General features: G+C 71.4%; 14 protein-coding genes. 1 reads left to right on the top strand and 13 read right to left on the bottom strand.

Going from position 1 to position 15,457, the window contains the following annotated elements:
• Positions 1 to 24 precede the first annotated feature (24 nt).
• Both efeO and efeU read right to left on the bottom strand, forming a co-directional pair.
• Positions 25 to 1,158: an iron uptake system protein EfeO gene (gene efeO / locus ACFQGL_RS27100; protein ID WP_377515328.1), complete on the bottom strand. Its 1,134-nt coding sequence runs from the start codon at positions 1,156 to 1,158 to the stop codon at positions 25 to 27.
• 24 nt (positions 1,159 to 1,182) lie between these two features.
• Positions 1,183 to 2,100 carry an iron uptake transporter permease EfeU gene (gene efeU / locus ACFQGL_RS27095; RefSeq protein WP_377515327.1) on the bottom strand — a complete coding sequence of 306 codons (918 nt, stop codon included), beginning with the start codon at positions 2,098 to 2,100 and terminating at the stop codon, positions 1,183 to 1,185.
• 170 nt (positions 2,101 to 2,270) lie between these two features.
• On the opposite strand from efeU, the gene ACFQGL_RS27090 reads away from it, so the two are divergent.
• Positions 2,271 to 2,429: a hypothetical protein gene (locus ACFQGL_RS27090; protein ID WP_377515326.1), complete on the top strand. Its 159-nt coding sequence runs from the start codon at positions 2,271 to 2,273 to the stop codon at positions 2,427 to 2,429.
• A 50-nt stretch (positions 2,430 to 2,479) separates the two neighbouring features.
• On the opposite strand, the gene ahcY is transcribed toward ACFQGL_RS27090, so the two are convergent.
• The 11 genes from ahcY to ACFQGL_RS27035 form a co-directional block, all read right to left on the bottom strand.
• The gene (gene ahcY, locus ACFQGL_RS27085) at positions 2,480 to 3,979 is read right to left on the bottom strand and encodes an adenosylhomocysteinase (RefSeq protein WP_377515325.1); all 1,500 of its coding nucleotides are present in this window, start codon (positions 3,977 to 3,979) and stop codon (positions 2,480 to 2,482) included.
• Positions 3,980 to 4,256: 277 nt separating this feature from the next.
• Positions 4,257 to 5,420 (bottom strand): mannose-6-phosphate isomerase, class I, encoded by a 1,164-nt coding sequence (manA, locus tag ACFQGL_RS27080; protein WP_377515323.1) that lies wholly within the window; start codon positions 5,418 to 5,420, stop codon positions 4,257 to 4,259.
• Positions 5,421 to 5,423: 3 nt separating this feature from the next.
• Positions 5,424 to 6,431, bottom strand: coding sequence for a cation diffusion facilitator family transporter (locus tag ACFQGL_RS27075; protein ID WP_377515322.1), 1,008 nt, complete (start codon positions 6,429 to 6,431; stop codon positions 5,424 to 5,426).
• Positions 6,432 to 6,453: 22 nt separating this feature from the next.
• Positions 6,454 to 7,650, bottom strand: a complete 1,197-nt coding sequence (locus ACFQGL_RS27070) for an SIS domain-containing protein (RefSeq protein WP_377515321.1) — start codon at positions 7,648 to 7,650, stop codon at positions 6,454 to 6,456.
• A complete protein-coding gene (locus ACFQGL_RS27065) occupies positions 7,647 to 7,832 on the bottom strand; it encodes a Trm112 family protein (protein WP_377515319.1) in 186 nt (61 codons plus the stop codon). Before ACFQGL_RS27065 ends, ACFQGL_RS27070 begins: the two co-directional genes overlap by 4 nt.
• 61 nt (positions 7,833 to 7,893) lie before the next feature.
• Entirely contained in the window at positions 7,894 to 9,279 is a 1,386-nt protein-coding gene (locus ACFQGL_RS27060; protein WP_377515318.1) for a phosphomannomutase/phosphoglucomutase, read from the bottom strand.
• 69 nt (positions 9,280 to 9,348) lie between these two features.
• The gene (locus tag ACFQGL_RS27055; RefSeq protein ID WP_377515317.1) at positions 9,349 to 10,419 is read right to left on the bottom strand and encodes a hypothetical protein; all 1,071 of its coding nucleotides are present in this window, start codon (positions 10,417 to 10,419) and stop codon (positions 9,349 to 9,351) included.
• Positions 10,420 to 10,547: 128 nt separating this feature from the next.
• Positions 10,548 to 11,264, bottom strand: a complete 717-nt coding sequence (nfi, locus tag ACFQGL_RS27050; protein ID WP_377515316.1) for a deoxyribonuclease V — start codon at positions 11,262 to 11,264, stop codon at positions 10,548 to 10,550.
• A gap of 59 nt (positions 11,265 to 11,323) precedes the next feature.
• On the bottom strand, positions 11,324 to 11,578 hold the full coding sequence (locus tag ACFQGL_RS27045; RefSeq protein WP_377515315.1) for a hypothetical protein: 255 nt from the start codon (positions 11,576 to 11,578) through the stop codon (positions 11,324 to 11,326).
• Between the two features lie 140 nt (positions 11,579 to 11,718).
• Positions 11,719 to 12,036: a hypothetical protein gene (locus tag ACFQGL_RS27040; RefSeq protein WP_377515314.1), complete on the bottom strand. Its 318-nt coding sequence runs from the start codon at positions 12,034 to 12,036 to the stop codon at positions 11,719 to 11,721.
• Entirely contained in the window at positions 12,002 to 15,412 is a 3,411-nt protein-coding gene (locus tag ACFQGL_RS27035; RefSeq protein ID WP_377515313.1) for a toxin glutamine deamidase domain-containing protein, read from the bottom strand. The genes ACFQGL_RS27040 and ACFQGL_RS27035 overlap by 35 nt, the downstream gene beginning before the upstream one ends.
• Positions 15,413 to 15,457: the final 45 nt, after the last annotated feature.

Raw genomic sequence — 15,457 nt, 5'->3', positions numbered from 1 at the left:
TCGACTACGCCCGTCTGCTCACGCCTACTTGGCGACGACCGGTGCGATCTTGCTGATCGGCTCGGCGAGCGCGTTGATGCCGTCGGAGAGCTCCTTGAGCTCGGCCTTGTTCAACGCGGTGTGCAGCTTCCACCCATCGCCGTCGCGGTGCTTGCCGAGCAGCGTCTCCACGTTGGTGAACTCGGTGTCAAGCTGCTTGACCAGCTCCGGCGAGCGCTGCTCGAGTGCCGGACGGAGAGCCGAGACGGCGGCCTTGGAACCCTCCAGGTTGGCGGCGAAGTCCCACAGGTCGGTGTGCGAGTAGCGGTCCTCCTCGCCGGTGATCTTGCCGCTGGCCACCTCGTCGAGCAGCTCCTTGGCGCCGTTGGCGAGCTGCAACGGAGAGAGCTTCTCGGCGTTGGCCTTGGCCACGATCTCCTTCACGTCGACCAACAGCCGGTCGGCGATCGGGCCGTCCTTGCTGATGTCGCCGGACTGCCAGAGGTCCTTCTCGATGCGGTGGAAGCCGGTGAACTCCATCCCCTCCTCGATGACCTCCTCACGGCCGTCGATCTTGGGGTCCAGGTCGCCGAAGATCTCGGCCACCGGCTCGATCCGCTCCCAGTAGGTACGGGCGACCGGGAACAGGGCCTTGGACTTCGCCACGTCGCCGGCCTTGACCGCGGTCACGAACTCCTCGGTCTTCTCCAGCAGCGCGCCGGTCTGGCTCTTCACGTAACGCTGGTAGTTGTCCGTGGCGTCAGCCAGCGCGGCGTCCGCGGTGAGCGGCTGCGCCGACCCGCTGACCTTGAGCGCGCCCCGGATGCCCTTGCCGCTCATACCCGGCTTGCACGCCGTCTCGTAGGTGCCGGCCGGCAGCTCCACGTGCAGCTCGCGGCTCAGCCCGGGAGCGATGTTCTCCACCTCGCCCATCACCCGGTCGCCGGAGGCGTACACGTAGAACTCGGTCACCTTCGCACCCGAGTTAGTGATCTTGAAGGTGGCCGTACCCGCGCCGAGGTCGGTGGTGCCGACCTCGCACGCGGTGTCGTTCGCCTTGACCGCGATCGGGCCGCCGGCCGCGCCCGCGTCACCCTTGTCGGAATCGGAGCAGGCGGCGACACCGGTCGTGGCCAGCACGCCGGCCGCGGCCAGCACGAAAAATCGGGTGGTACGCATCTGAGCTTTCTCTCCTCGTGGGGGTCAGGCGCGCTGCGGCGTGGACGCCGCCTCGTCCTTGGTCGCGGTGTCGCTCTCGCCGCCCGCCGGGGCAGCGTCGGTCGCGGTGTCGGCCGGCGGCACTGCGGGTGCCGGCTTACGGCGGGTCGGGCGCAGGAAGAGCAGGAGGACGGGCACGGCGTACCCGATCCAGGCGATCGTCTCCAGCACGGTGGGTGCCGGGGTGACGTTGAACATCCCGGCGAGCAGGGCGGCGTACCAGGTGCTCGGGTCCAGCGTGGTGGTGATGTCGAAGGCCAGGTCGTTCAGGCCGGGCAGGACACCGGCCTCCTGGAAGTCGTGCACGCCGTACTTGAGGATGCCGGCGGCGACCAGGATCAGCAGCGCGCCGGTCCAGGTGAAGAACTTGCTGAGATTGATCCTCAGGGCACTGCGGTAGAGCAGGAAGCCGAGCACCACGGCGGTCGCGATGCCGCCGATCAGCGCGAGCAGCGGGCCACTGTCGCCGGCCGCGCCCTGCGCTGCGGAGTAGAAGATCAGGGCGGTCTCCAGGCCCTCGCGGACCACCGCGAGGAAGGCCATCCCGGCGACGGCGAGAGACCCGACGGCCATCGCTTCGGTGAGCTTGCCGCGCAGTTCGCCGGCGATGCTCCGGGCGGCGCGACGCATCCAGAAGATCATCCAGGTCACGAAGACCACGGCGGCGACGGAGGTGATCGCCTCGAACAGCTCCCGGTCCTCGGAGCGGGCCAGCAGCGTGGTCGAGGTGTACTCGATCAGCCAACCGAAGAGCACCGAGAGCGCCACGGCCAGGCCGACTCCGGCCCAGACCTGCGGCAACCGGTCCCGGCGCTGCGACTTCACCAGGAAGGCGACCAGGATGCTGACCACCAGGGTGGCTTCCAGACCCTCCCGCAGGCCGATCAGGTAGGTGGCAAACATCCGAGCTCCGGGTTCCTTAGGGACGCCTCAGCTAACTTAGGGCAGCCATACCTTCTCCCTGTTCCGGCGGCCTCGTCAAGTCGTAGACGACAAGCTCACCGCACCGGGCACCAGGCCCCCGGCGAACCGGCGACCGGCCGACACCGGTCGGCTGTGAAAGGATCCCCGCCGTGAAGGGATTTCTGCCGTGGCTGACGGTGCTGGCCGTGGTCCTGCTGCTCGGCGCGCTGCGCCAGCGGGCACTGGCCACCGTCGTGTCACTCGGCTGGCTGGCGTGGTGCGCCTGGACCTGGTTCCGCCCGACCCGCCGCGACTCCCGGCCACGCTGAAACGACGAACCGGGCCGGCTGTGAACAGCCGACCCGGTCCCGTACGCCGATCAGTAGCGGTAGTGATCCGGCTTGAACGGACCCTCGGTGGAGACGCCCAGGTAGGCGGCCTGCTCCTTGGTCAGCGTGCTCAGCTTGGCGCCGAGCGCGCCCAGGTGCAGCCGGGCCACCTTCTCGTCCAGGTGCTTGGGCAGCACGTAGACGCCGATTGGGTAGTCCTCGGTCTTGGTGAACAGCTCGATCTGGGCGATCGTCTGGTTGGCGAACGAGTTCGACATGACGAAGCTCGGGTGCCCGGTCGCGTTGCCCAGGTTCAGCAGGCGGCCCTCGGAGAGCACGATGATGGCGTGCCCGTCGGCGAAGCGCCACAGGTCGACCTGCGGCTTGATGTTGACCCGCTCGACGTCGGAGCGCTTGGCCAGGCCAGCCATGTCGATCTCGTTGTCGAAGTGGCCGATGTTGCCGACGATGGCCTGGTGCTTCATCCGGGCCATGTGCTCGTTGGTGATGACGTCGAAGCAGCCGGTGGCGGTGATGAAGATGTCCGCCTGCTCGACCACGTCGTCCAGGGTGGCGACCTGGTATCCGTCCATCGCGGCCTGCAGCGCGCAGATCGGGTCGACCTCGGTCACCACCACGCGGGCGCCCTGACCGCGCAGCGACTCGGCGCAACCCTTGCCCACGTCGCCGTAGCCGAGCACGACCGCCATCTTGCCGCCGATCAGCACGTCGGTGGCCCGGTTGATGCCGTCGATCAGCGAGTGCCGGCAGCCGTACTTGTTGTCGAACTTGCTCTTGGTCACCGAGTCGTTGACGTTGATGGCCGGGAAGAGCAGGGTGCCGGCGCGGTGCATCTCGTAGAGCCGGTGCACGCCGGTGGTGGTCTCCTCGGTGACACCCTTGATCCCGGCGGAGATCCGGGTCCAGCGCTGCCCGTCCTCGGCGAGCGAGCGGTGCAGCACGTCGAGGATGACCGCGTACTCCTCGGAGTCGGCGGACTCGACCGGCGGAACGGCACCGGCCTGCTCGAACTCGGCGCCCTTGTGCACCAGCAGGGTGGCGTCACCACCGTCGTCGAGGATCATGTTCGGACCCTGCCCGTCCGGCCAGACGAGCACCTGCTCGGTGCACCACCAGTATTCCGGCAGGGTCTCGCCCTTCCAGGCGTACACCGGGACGCCGGCGGGGGCCTCGGGGGTGCCGGTCGGGCCGACGACGATCGCCGCGGCGGCGTGGTCCTGGGTGGAGAAGATGTTGCAGGACGCCCAGCGCACCTGTGCGCCGAGGGCGACCAGCGTCTCGATCAGGACGGCGGTCTGGATGGTCATGTGCAGCGAGCCGGTGATCCGCGCCCCGGCGAGCGGTTGCGCCTCGGCGAACTCCCGACGGATCGACATCAGGCCGGGCATCTCGTGCTCGGCGAGCTGGATCTCCTTACGCCCGAACTCGGCGAGCGACAGATCCGCCACCTTGAAGTCGCCCTCGGCGAGCGTGCTCGGCCGGGCCTCGGACGGCGTACCGCTGGCGGACGCCGGGAGGGTGCTGGTCATGAAAGCTCCTGTCGAACGATGTCTGCGCCGACCCTCCACCTTACGCGCGCTGCCGACGAGCGCCGGGGACGGTACGCGGACAGCGCACGGGGCGGTCGGTGATGGACAGACTCGCCGCCCATTTCCCGCCCGCCCCGTGCATCCCCCCGGTTTGGTTCCCCGCACGTTGTCGGACCGTCGTCGCGATAACGCTGCGTACCCATAGAGTCACACTCAGCCAGGTCAGCGTCAAGCTATTCCGGGAAAGTCGGATTTATGCCGACGCGCCCGGTCGGCGTCAGCGCAGACCCGCCGTGGCCACGTACGCCTCGCCGGTGCCACTGACCCGCAACGGCTCGCCGGCCGCGGTGCCGATCGCGGCCTGACCGGAGCTCAGCGTCAACGCGCCGGCCCCGTCGTCCACGGTGACCGTGCCGGCACCGCAGAGCACCACCCGGGGGCCGGGCAGTGGCAGCGTGACCGAGGGCACCTCCGCACCGACCCGCACCCGGTGCAGCGCGAAGTCGTCCACCGGCACCTGCCAGCAGTCCACTCCCGGACCGACCGGCCGTGCGGCCCGTACCGGATCGTCGAGCACCTCGAAACGCAGCACGCGCAGCAGCTCGTCGACGTCCACCCGCTTCGGGGTCAGGCCGCCCCGCAACACGTTGTCGCTGGCCGCCATGATCTCCACTCCGCAGCCCTTCAGGTAGGCGTGCAGGTTGCCGGCCGGCATCCAGATCGCCTCCCCCGGCACCAGCCGCACGTGGTGCAACAGCAGCGCGACCAGCACGCCCGGGTCACCCGGGTAGGCGTCGGCCAGGCGACGGGCCAACGCCACGTCCGGGCCGTCGGTCGACGACTCCAGCACGGACGCCAGCAGCTGTGCGCGCTCCGCCACCGGCCAGCCGAGCAGCGTCCGCACCGCTGTCCGCAGCCCCGCCGGCCCGGTCCGCAACGCGGCGACCACCGGTGCCAACGCCGGTACGCCGAACGCGGCGAGCACCTCGGCCGACTCCGTCGGATCCCGGAAACCGCAGAGCGCCTCGAAGGGGGTGAGCGCCACCAGCAGCTCCGGCTTGTGGTGCGGGTCCGAGTAGTTGCGTTCACCCTCGGGACGCGCAGCGTCCGCCGCATACCCCGCGCGGGCCTGCTCGGCGTCCGGGTGGGCCTGCAGGCTCAGCGGAGCATCGGCGGCCAGCACCTTGAGCAGGAACGGCAGCCGGGTGCCGAACCGCTCGGACACCCGCTGGCCGAGCCACTGGCCCGGCTCGTCGCGTACCAGCTCGCAGAGGCTGACCCGGAGGCCGGCCCGCTCCACGGTGGCCGGGGCACCCGGGTGGGCACCCAGCCACAGCTCCGCCTCCGGGCCCGCACTCGGCACCGGCCGACCCTGCAACAGCGCGATCGCCGAGCGGGACCCCCAGGCGTAGTCCCGGATCGGTCCGTACAGCAGCTCCACCCGTCAGCTCCCGGACTGCCCGGCGGCCTCGCCGGACACGTCCTGGGGCTGCGGCACCGCGGTGTCGGCGGCGGCACCGCTGCCGGCCCGGTCGGCGGCGACGCTGTAGACGTCCGGCTCCAGATAGATCACCCGGGCGATCGGCACCGCGGCGCGGATCCGCGCCTCCACGGCGTTGATGCCACGGGCCAGCTCGTGGGCGTTCTCACAGGGCGGTACGCCGATCTTCGCGGCCACCATCAGCTCTTCCGGGCCCAGGTAGAGCGTCTTCATGTGGATGATCCGCTCCACCTCGGGACCATCGGTGACGGCCCGCTCGATGGCGGCCAGGTCACTCGCCTCGGCACCCTCACCGAGCAGCAGGCTCTTGGTCTCGATGGCCAGCACGATGGCGATGACCACCAGCAGCACGCCGATCATTCCGGTACCGACCGCGTCCCACTCGCCGTTGCCGGTCATCAGCGTCATGCCGACGCCGAACAGCGCGAAGACCAGACCGACCAGCGCGCCGAAGTCCTCCAGCAGCACGACGGGCAGCTCCGGTGCCTTGGCCCGGCGGATGAAACGCACCCAGGACTGGTTGCCCCGGATGTGGTTGGACTCCTTGATCGCCGTGCGGAAGGAGAACGACTCCATGCCGATCGCCGCCACCAGCACCGTGACCGGCACCCACTGCCAGCTGCTGATGCCGTGCGGATCCGACCACTTGTGGTACGCCTCGTAGAGGGCGAACAGGCCACCGAGGCTGAACAGCACGATCGACACGATGAACGCGTAGATGTAGCGCTCCCGGCCGTACCCGAACGGGTGCTCCGGGGTTGCCGCCCGCTTCGCCCGCTTACCACCGAGCAGCAACAGGCCCTGGTTGCCGGAGTCGGCGACCGAGTGGATCGACTCCGCCAACATCGACGACGAGCCGGTCAACAGGAACGCGACGAACTTGGTGACGGCGATGCCGACGTTGGCCAACAGTGCGGCGACGATCGCCCTCGTCCCGCCGTTGGCGCTCACGCCACCACTCCGTTGCGCTCGTTCACTGGTTCGACAGCTCCTTCATCTCGGTGATGGCCGGTACCGCCATCGGGTCCAGCCCGTGGGCCAGGGCCAGGTAGATCGAGGCGAAATCCGGAACGGCGATCAGCGAGGCCAGCCGCTCCAGCGCGGACCCGCCCTCGGCGGTCACCACGTCGCACCGGACGCCACGGCGCTCGGCGAGGGTCTGCACCGCGTCCGCCCGGCGCTCCTCGACCGCGAACGGCTCGTCCGTGTCGTCCTCGGCGTTGAGCCCGCCGTCGCGCAGCAACACCAGCCGCAGCCGGGTCCCGTCGACCTCCTCCTCGGCCGGGTCGGCGAAGATGTCCCGCTCCCCCTCGGCCAGGCCACCGAAGACGCCGTCCAGCAGCCCGACCCGGCCCCGGCCCGCCTCGCCGAGCGCCCCGGTGACCACCGGGTAGCGGGCATTGGCGGACAGCGTGTCGCCGAACCGGCGGGCCGCGACGGTGGCCAGCGGGGACGAACCCCAGACGATCGGCACCGAGCCGGCCAGGCCCAGTGCCAGCGACTTCGCCGGGTTGACGAACGACTCCGCGGCGGAACGGCAGCGGTCGGCGTCCGCGTCGAGCCGGGCCGCGGTCTCGGCCAGATCCGCCTCGTTGACCTTCACCAGCCCGAGCGAACGGGCGGCGAGCAGGACCGGCACGGTGAGTGCCCAGAGGCTGGCCCGGGCCGGGGCACGGCGGGGAACCGGAATGAACGGCGCACGCGCCCGCTCGGCGACCGACTGCAACTGCGAGTCGGGCGCGCCCACGGCCACCAGCCGGGCACCGCGCCGGTGCGCCGCCTCGGCGGCACCCAGCGCCTCCGGGCTACGGCCGGACGCGCTCACCGCGATCACCACGTCGGCCGCGCCCACCCAGCCGGGTACGCCGGCACTGCGGTGCGCGATGACCGGGACCGGGCAGCGCGGCCCGGCGACCGTGGCGAGCACGTCACCGGTCCGCCCGGCGGTGCCGATTCCGGCGATCACCACGGCCCGGGGCCGCCCGTCGTCGGCGAGCACCGACAGGTTGGCCTCGGCGGCCAACGCGGCCGTCTCGCGGACCTGCGCACCGGCCGAGGCGGTGTGCCGGAGCATGCCGCCCGGGTCGAGCTCGGCCAGGGCGTCCGGGTTGTCGAGCAGGGCCTCGTCAGCGTCGCGTCGACCGCTGACCCCGGCCGTACCGTCGATCACGACGACGTCCCGGGGCCGCCGCGCGCCTCATCGAGCAGCAGCACCGGTACGTCGTCGCGGACCTCGAAGATCCGGCCGCACTCCGTGCAGGTCAACGTCTGCGCCTCGGCGTCGTAGTCGAGCGGGGCGTGGTGCGTGTCCGGACAGGCGAGAATCTCGAGCAACTGCGGATCCAGGGCCATGGCACGGCTCCTTCCACGTGTGCGGCTTCACCGACGGCGGTGCCGACCGGCGCAGGCGATCTTATCGGCGAACGCGGCCCAGCACCTCGTCCCGGAGCGAGACCATCCGCTCGCGGGTGGGTGCCTCGACATTGAGCCGAAGCAGCGGCTCGGTGTTGGACGCGCGCAGGTTGAACCAGGCGCCGTCGATGAAACGCAGGGTGAGACCGTCCATCTCGTCGACCGCCGCGTCCGGGTACGCGGCCCGCACCTCGGCCACCGCCGCGGCCTGGTCGGCGACCGTCGAGTTGATCTCACCCGAGGCGACGTAGCGCTCGTACTCGCTGGCCAGCACGGACAGCGGCAACGACTGCTCACCGAGAGCGGCCAGCGTGTGCATCGCGGCGAGCATCCCGGTGTCGGCGAACCAGAAGTCCCGGAAGTAGTAGTGCGCGGAGTGCTCACCACCGAAGACGGCGTTGGTCCGGGCCATCTCCGCCTTGATGAAGGAGTGCCCGACCCGCGCGACCACCGGCTCCCCGCCGTGCTCGCGGATGATCTCCGGCACCGCGCTGGAGGTGATCAGGCCGTGGATCACCGTGGAACCGGGGTGCTTGGCCAGCTCCCGTGCGGCGACCAGTGCGGTGATCGCCGACGGCGAGACGGGCTCGCCGCGCTCGTCCACCACGAAGCACCGGTCGGCGTCGCCGTCGAAGGCCAACCCGATCTCGGCCCCGTGCTCGACCACGGCGCGCTGGAGGTCGACCAGGTTGGCCGGGTCCAGCGGGTTGGCCTCGTGGTTGGGGAAGGTCCCGTCCAACTCGAAGTAGAGCGGCACGATCTCCAGCGGCAGGGCCGACAGCGCGGCGTCACCCAGCACGGTGGGGACGGTGAAGCCGCCCATCCCGTTGCCGGCGTCGACCACCACCTTCAGCGGCCGGATGCCGGAGAGGTCGACCAGCTTGCGCAGGTAGGCGGCGTAGTCGGGGAGCAGGTCGCGCTGCTCGGCCGGCCGGGACGGCGCACCGGCCGTACGCGACTCGCCCGAGTCGAGCAGGGCCTGAGCCCGCTCCCGGATCTCTGCGAGGCCGCTGTCCTGGCCGATCGGCCGGGCACCCGAGCGGCACATCTTGATGCCGTTGTACTGGGCCGGGTTGTGACTGGCGGTGAACATCGCGCCGGGCAGGTCGAGCGAGCCCGAGGCGAAGTAGAGCAGGTCGGTGGAGGCCAGCCCGATCTCGATCACCGAGCGGCCCTCGGCCCGGACCCCGGCGGCGAAGGCGGCGGCCAGACCCGGCGAGCTGGCCCGCATGTCGTACCCGACGACGACGGCGTCGCCCGGCTCGTCGGTGGTGTTGAGCAGCTGGGTGAAGGCAGCTCCGAGCGCTTCAGCGACCCGTTCGTCCCACTGGTCCGGCACCGTCCCTCGGACGTCGTACGCCTTCACGATCCGGGACAGATCAGACACTGTTTCCGCTCCTTGGCCGCAGGTTTCCAACAAACCTGAGCGTATCGGAGGGCCGAGGTCGGGCCCCGGTCAGCCGGGGAGCCGGGGCATGTACACGGTGTGACCGCCCCCGTCGGCAGGTGGAGGCTGGTCGCCAGGCAGTGGCGGAACACCCGCAGGGCTGCCCGGCATCGGCTGCGTCGCGTCCGGCGTCGAGCTGGCTGGCCGGGCCCCGTAGACACCGCCAGCGGCGGGACGGGGCGTCGGCACGGCGCCGTAGCCGCCGGCTGGCGGCTGCTGGCCGTACACCGGACCGGGGCGACCGGGCGCGGCCGGCGACCCCCCGCCGGAGCGGTAGGTGGTGCCGCCGGGGTTGCCCGGCAGCGACCCGGGCGCGTCGTCGGCCGGCGTGCGGTCCTGCCGTGACCGCCGGAGCAGCAGCACGATGAGCAGCAGCCCGACCGCCACCATCGCGATGCCGAAGAACATCACCGTGGAGCCACCACCGGACGACTCGGCGGCGGCTGCCGAGGTGTCGGGCGCACCGGAATCGTCGGCCGGCCCGGCCGGGATCACCGCGTCGTCGGACGTCGCGGCGTCGGTCGCGACCACGCTCGGCGTGGGTGAGGGCTTCTTCGACGGCGTGGGCGTGGGCGACGCGGTGACCCGCGCACCGGTGACCTTCGAGGTGTCGTTGCCCCGGCCGAGTTCCTGACCGGCCGCGCTGGCGGCCACGCCGGTCACCGCGAGTGAGCCGCCCGGAGCCCCGGCGGCGAACGCCACCCGGTAGCGCACCGTGGCCCCCTTGCCCTTGCACAGCGGCTTGGCCGACGAGGTGGCCCCCGTCGCCACGCTGCCGCCGCCGCCGGAGACGGCCACCGGAACCCAGTGCCCACCGGCGGCGACCTGCACCGTCACCTGATCGGCCCGGAGACCGGCGAGGCGCAGACCCAGGGCGGTACGCAGCACGACGCACCCGTCGGAGCGCTTACGCACCGCGACGTTCACACCCTGCGCGGAGCCGCCCGCGGCGAAGCTGCTGGCCGCACCCACCCGGACCGAGTCGTCATCGGCCAGCGCCGGGGACGCACCCAGCAGCACCATGCCGCCCAGCAGACCGCAGACCGTCGCGAGCCGCGCCACGCGCCGACGTACCGTCATGATCACCTCACCGTTCCGCCCCGGGTGGGGTCCGCGGGTCAGGCTACTACCGGCCCACCCCCGCCACCGGTCATAGAGCGCCCCGGATGTGCGCGGCGTTACGGTTTACGACCCGGCTCCCGGTCCCGTCATTCCGCGTCGGCGAGGGCGTCGCGGCAGAGCCGGTCGGCGGTCCGGGTGGTCTCCGGCAGCCGGTAACGCGGAGTCAGGGCGAGCACCTGCGCGGTGGCGTTGTCGAGACTCATCCGATGCCCGACGCTGACGAAGACCGGCTTGACCCCGTCCTGCGTCCGCAACACCCGTCCGACGATCTCGCCCCCGTCCCGCAGCGGCGACCAGGAACCCCGCTCGGCGGACGGCGGTACCCATTCGCCGACCAGCGGCGTCTTTCCCACCCCGATCGCGGGCAGCCCGGTGACCACCCCGAGATGGCAGGCGAGCCCGAACCGGCGCGGATGGGCCAGCCCGTGCCCGTCGCAGACCAGCAGGTCCGGGACGGTGGTCAGCCGGTCCAGAGCGGCGAGCAGCGCGGGCAGCTCACGGAAGGCGAACAGCCCCGGCACGTACTCGAACGCCGGCCGGCCCACGCTGACCGCGGAGTCCACCACGGCCAACGTCCGGGCGTCCAGCACCGTCACGGCCGCCGCGAGAAGGTCACCACTCTGGGCGTACGCGACATCCAGGCCGGCCACCGTCGCGGGCGCCGCCGGCCCCGGCCCGACCAGGTCAACCAGCTCCCGCAACTCCTCCTGTACGGCCACCGCCTCGGCAGGCGTAGCCGGCGCGGCCGGCGCGGGCTGCTTTGCAGGCGCGGCCGGCGCGGGCTGCTTTGATCCACTCGACATCGGCGATGTCGGGCTATCCGGCGGGGTTTGATGCCCTGACATGACGGGACCGGTGTCGATCATCCTCGGCGTGAGTCCCCGGGGACCTCGCCGTCCTCGTTTTCCGGGGCTGCAGGACCGTCGTCGGCGGGGCGCACCTCGGCAGGTTTCCTGGTCGCACCGAGTGCGATCGCGAAAGCGACGCCGATGGCGATGCCGAACCCGACTCCACTGGGACCGCCGAGCGCGAGCACGCCGATCACCAGACCGAGCACAATGCCGACCCACCAGGCCCAGGCACGGGACTGGCTACCCTGCCCCTCCGGTTCTGCCATCCCTCGATGCTATTCGGGCCCTGCGGAACCCGCCCGAACGGAAACGTCGTCGTGGGCGACGGTGTCGGGCCGCTCGACGGTACGGGTGGGGTGGTGGTGGACGTCTGAAGGCGAGAGTCGACGGTGGAGTCAGCCGTACCTCACTGATCGCCAGAGGTCAGGTGGGGACTGGCACCGCCGGCCGCCGCGAACATGCCACGGATGGCTTGCTCGTCGGGAAGGCTGACGCCGCCCGTGACAGCCAGAGCCACGCCCTCTGCCGTTGCACGATCGACGGTCCTGTAGCGGTCGATATTCCGGTAATCGTCAAGGAACCGCACGACAAGGTCTGGATCATAGCTCCACGCCTGCGCTCTGTGATCCCAGAGAATCGCCTGACCAAACCCCACATCCATGATGAAGAGCCCGGCCGGGTCACCTTTCTCATCCATTCGGTAAATTGCGTAGTAGGTCAACATCTTCCTGCTCCAACTCTCGGGCAACCTGCGGCGCTACGGGAAAGTCACGAGACTCTAGCCCGAGATCCCGCACAACCTGCGGGAGACCTGTCTCATGACGAGCCAACCAGGAGCGATACTCCTGCCAGACACGCGCGTTTCGACTAATCCACTTTGCGAAGGTGGCGTCCTTAGGAGGAAAACGCCTCGCCAGCGCAGTCGGCAGCGAGTCCGGCAGGCCACTCTCACGGTTCGCGGCAAGCATCCGCAAGATTGCGCCCGCTCTCTGCTCAGGACTGTTCGAGGTGCGCCGCAGAACTTCGTAGTCCTCATGTGTCGCCAGCCAAACCCTCCGCGACACCGGGGTGTGCAGCTGCAACTCAAGCAGCATCCCGCCAGGCGAGCGGAGAGTGCAGTTGAATCCGTAGAACCGATTGCCCTCCCGCCAGAAGTTCTTACAGGCTGAATCCGGTACGGCGAAGCCGGCTTCGACGAGGCCAGCAAGGATCAATTCGACGGCTCTTGCGTATTGCTTCCCCGACGGCAGTTCGAAGCAGAATCTCAGGACATCATTGACATCCGCCGCGAAGGCCGTCGCGTCGATCGTCGTGGCACGCGTCTCGTCGACGTACTTTCGGGCCAGCGATTCCAGATCTTTAACGCGGAACGTGCGGTCACGCAGTTGCACCGGATCACTCAGGCCCATGGCTTCCGTCACGCTCCGCCCGATCTGATCCAGGGCGTTCTCGACCGGGCCGGCAGCGGCGAGCGCGCGAGCACGGAGGTCCGTGAGCGCCGTCAACTCCGCAGTCGTGAGCCGTGCCAGCTCTGAGGTCGAACGCTCGGCATCGCCGGAGTCAGCCGGACCATCGCCCAGACCGGCACCCGGGTCCATCGCGCCGGGGCCGTCCAGCAGCAGGTACATCCGGTTGATGTACGGGTCGCCGTGGCCGCCCTCATCAAGCGCCGAAGGATGTTCCGGCAGGTCGGGGCGCTCGCTGAAACGGCCCCGGGGCAGCCCGCCGAGCGGCATCGGCCGCCCGTCCCCGCCGAGCACCAGCGCGTCGATACCAACCACGTCGAGGTACAGCGGCCGGTCCCGGACGAGACCGCTCTGCGGGTCGACGTAGAGCACGGTGCCGTTCTGGTTGAGCGCCACCCAGGCGTGCGAGCCACCCTGCGGCGACTCGGTGATCAGGAACGCGTAGCTGCCGTGGCCCCCGAGCAGCAGTTGGTCGTGCAGGTTGGTGTAGCCGCGCTCGGCGGCCTGCACGGGGTTCAGCTGCTGCCCGGGGGTCGGCGCGAGCAGCCGCTGGAAGCGTCCGCCGGTCACGTCCTCCACCCGGCCCGGGCCGCCCGCCTCGCCACGGATCGGCCGCCGGGTGTCACCTTCCAGGTAGCCGTCGAAGGTACGCGGCGCCGACACCCGGGGGCGGCCGTGCACCCACGTCTCGTACAGGGAGAGGGTGCAGTCCAGGCAGTTGATGCCCCGGGTGGCGTCGGCCCGGGGGCCGCCGTCGTTCAGTAGCCGCAGCCAGCCGCCCCGGCGGGGGTCGGCGGTACGGGTAACGGTGCCGTCCCGCTCGCGGGGCACCTGCCGTTCGACGTCGACCTGGTGCAGGGCCAGCGGCGGACGGAGCCCACCCGGCCGCCCGTACGGCCGGGAGTCGTCACTCGGTGGTGGAACGTCGTCGCCGGTGAGCCTCGACCGGTTGCCGGTCTCCACCGCGCCGAGGGCGAGCGCGCCGACGTCCTCGTTGGCCTGCCGGAAGTGGGCGGCGCCGATGTCCACGACCGGCGGCGCCGTGGTGCCGGCCAGCACCGCGTCGGCCAGGTCATGGCAATCGGTGTACGCGCGCGCCTCGTCGTACGCGGTCCGCTGCCAGCCGTCGGCCCAGCGCGGGTGACCGCCCTGACGCAACTGCCGGGCGTAGCTGGCGTACTCGGCCGCCCGACGGTTGTGTTCGGCGGCCTGGGCACGTAACCGGATCGCCTCGGACTGCCGGCGATTGTTCTCGAACCAGGTCCGCTGGGATTCGTAGTAGCCCTGGTAGCGCCGCCGCTCGACGGCGTCCGCCTCGGCGGCCCACCGGGCCGCGTACCAGTCGCTGTGCTCCGGCGCGGGCAGCGACTGGTCGTCGAACGCCGCCGCCTGGGCGGGGATCGACGCCCGGCCACGAGCCGGATGATCGGGTACGCGGACCGGTGCGAGCGCCTCCCGGATCCGCACCGCGGATCGACCGACCGCCGAGCCGATCACCGACGTGCCCCAGGTGCCGGTGACCGTGCCACCCGAGGAGGGCGCGACTGTCGACGGCGTGCCACCACCCGACCCGTTGAACGCGACCGGCGGGGCCGTACCGGTGGAGGTGTCCGGCTGGGCCGGGCCGGCGCCGGTGGTCGCGGCCGGGCCTGCGGACGTCGTCGGCACCGGCTGACCAGGGCTGACGCTCGGGGCCGGCGTGCCAGTCGCCGACGACCAGGCGGCCGGCCCGGTCACGGTCGGGGCGACCGGGCCAGCGACGGCCGGGCCGGTAACGACCGGGCCGTTGACCACCGGGCCAGTAGCAGCCGGGCCAGCGACGGCCGGGCCGGTAATGGTCGAGGCGACCGGGCCCGGGGCAGTGCTGTGCGGTCCGCTGGCCAGGTTGCCCGGCCCGGCCCCCGCCGCCGGCCCGCTGGCCGGATCGAGCGTGCCCGTCGCGGGCGCCGCAACCGAGGACAGCGTCGGATCGGCCGCGACCGCCGGGAGCGTCGGGTCCGCCGCGACGTCCACGCCCGGCGCGGCTCCCGATGACGGCAGCTCACCGTGGAGCGGTGCGGCACGGTCCGGAGCGAGCTCCGTCGGCGCTGACGCGAGTGTCGCGTCGACGGCCGTCGCCGCCGACGTCTGCACCGGAATCACCGGAGACGCCACCGGTGCGGCGGTCACGTCGGTGGCTGCGACCGGCGGTGCCAGCGACGGGCCGTTCAGCGAGGCTCCGGCGAGCGCGTTCGTCTGCGCGTCGAGTCGAGTGTGCAGCGCCTTGTCGGCCTGCGTGGTCGCCGAGCCGGTGGCACCGGACGCGGCGGCCCGTACGGCGTCCTCCATCGAGGCGGGGCCCTGCCCGGTGGCGATGCTGGCGGCGCTCTCGGCGAGCATCTCGCCGGTCATCTCCCGGCCCAGGTGCTCCCCGATCCGCGCACCGCGCCCGGTCGCGTGCCGGCCCAGGCCGGCCAGCGGCGCGACCGCCCCGCCGGCCAGCCCGCCGACCGCCGAAGCGCCCAGATCGGTCAGGTCCAGGCCGTGCGCCCGCCCGGTGGAGTTCTGGTACGCCTGGGTGGCCAGGCTGACCCCGGCCTCCTCCCCCGCCTCCTCCAGCCCGCCTAGGCCGTGTTTCGTAGGGCACGAAGCCATTGGTTGATGGCGGCGATGGTGAGGGTGGCTTCGTAGCGCACGGCG

The organism is Micromonospora vulcania (assembly GCF_042658605.1).
In the GTDB taxonomy this organism is placed as follows: domain Bacteria; phylum Actinomycetota; class Actinomycetes; order Mycobacteriales; family Micromonosporaceae; genus Micromonospora; species Micromonospora vulcania.
The sequence above is the reverse complement of the archived record's forward strand: the minus strand, read 5'-3'. Positions and strand labels throughout refer to the sequence as shown.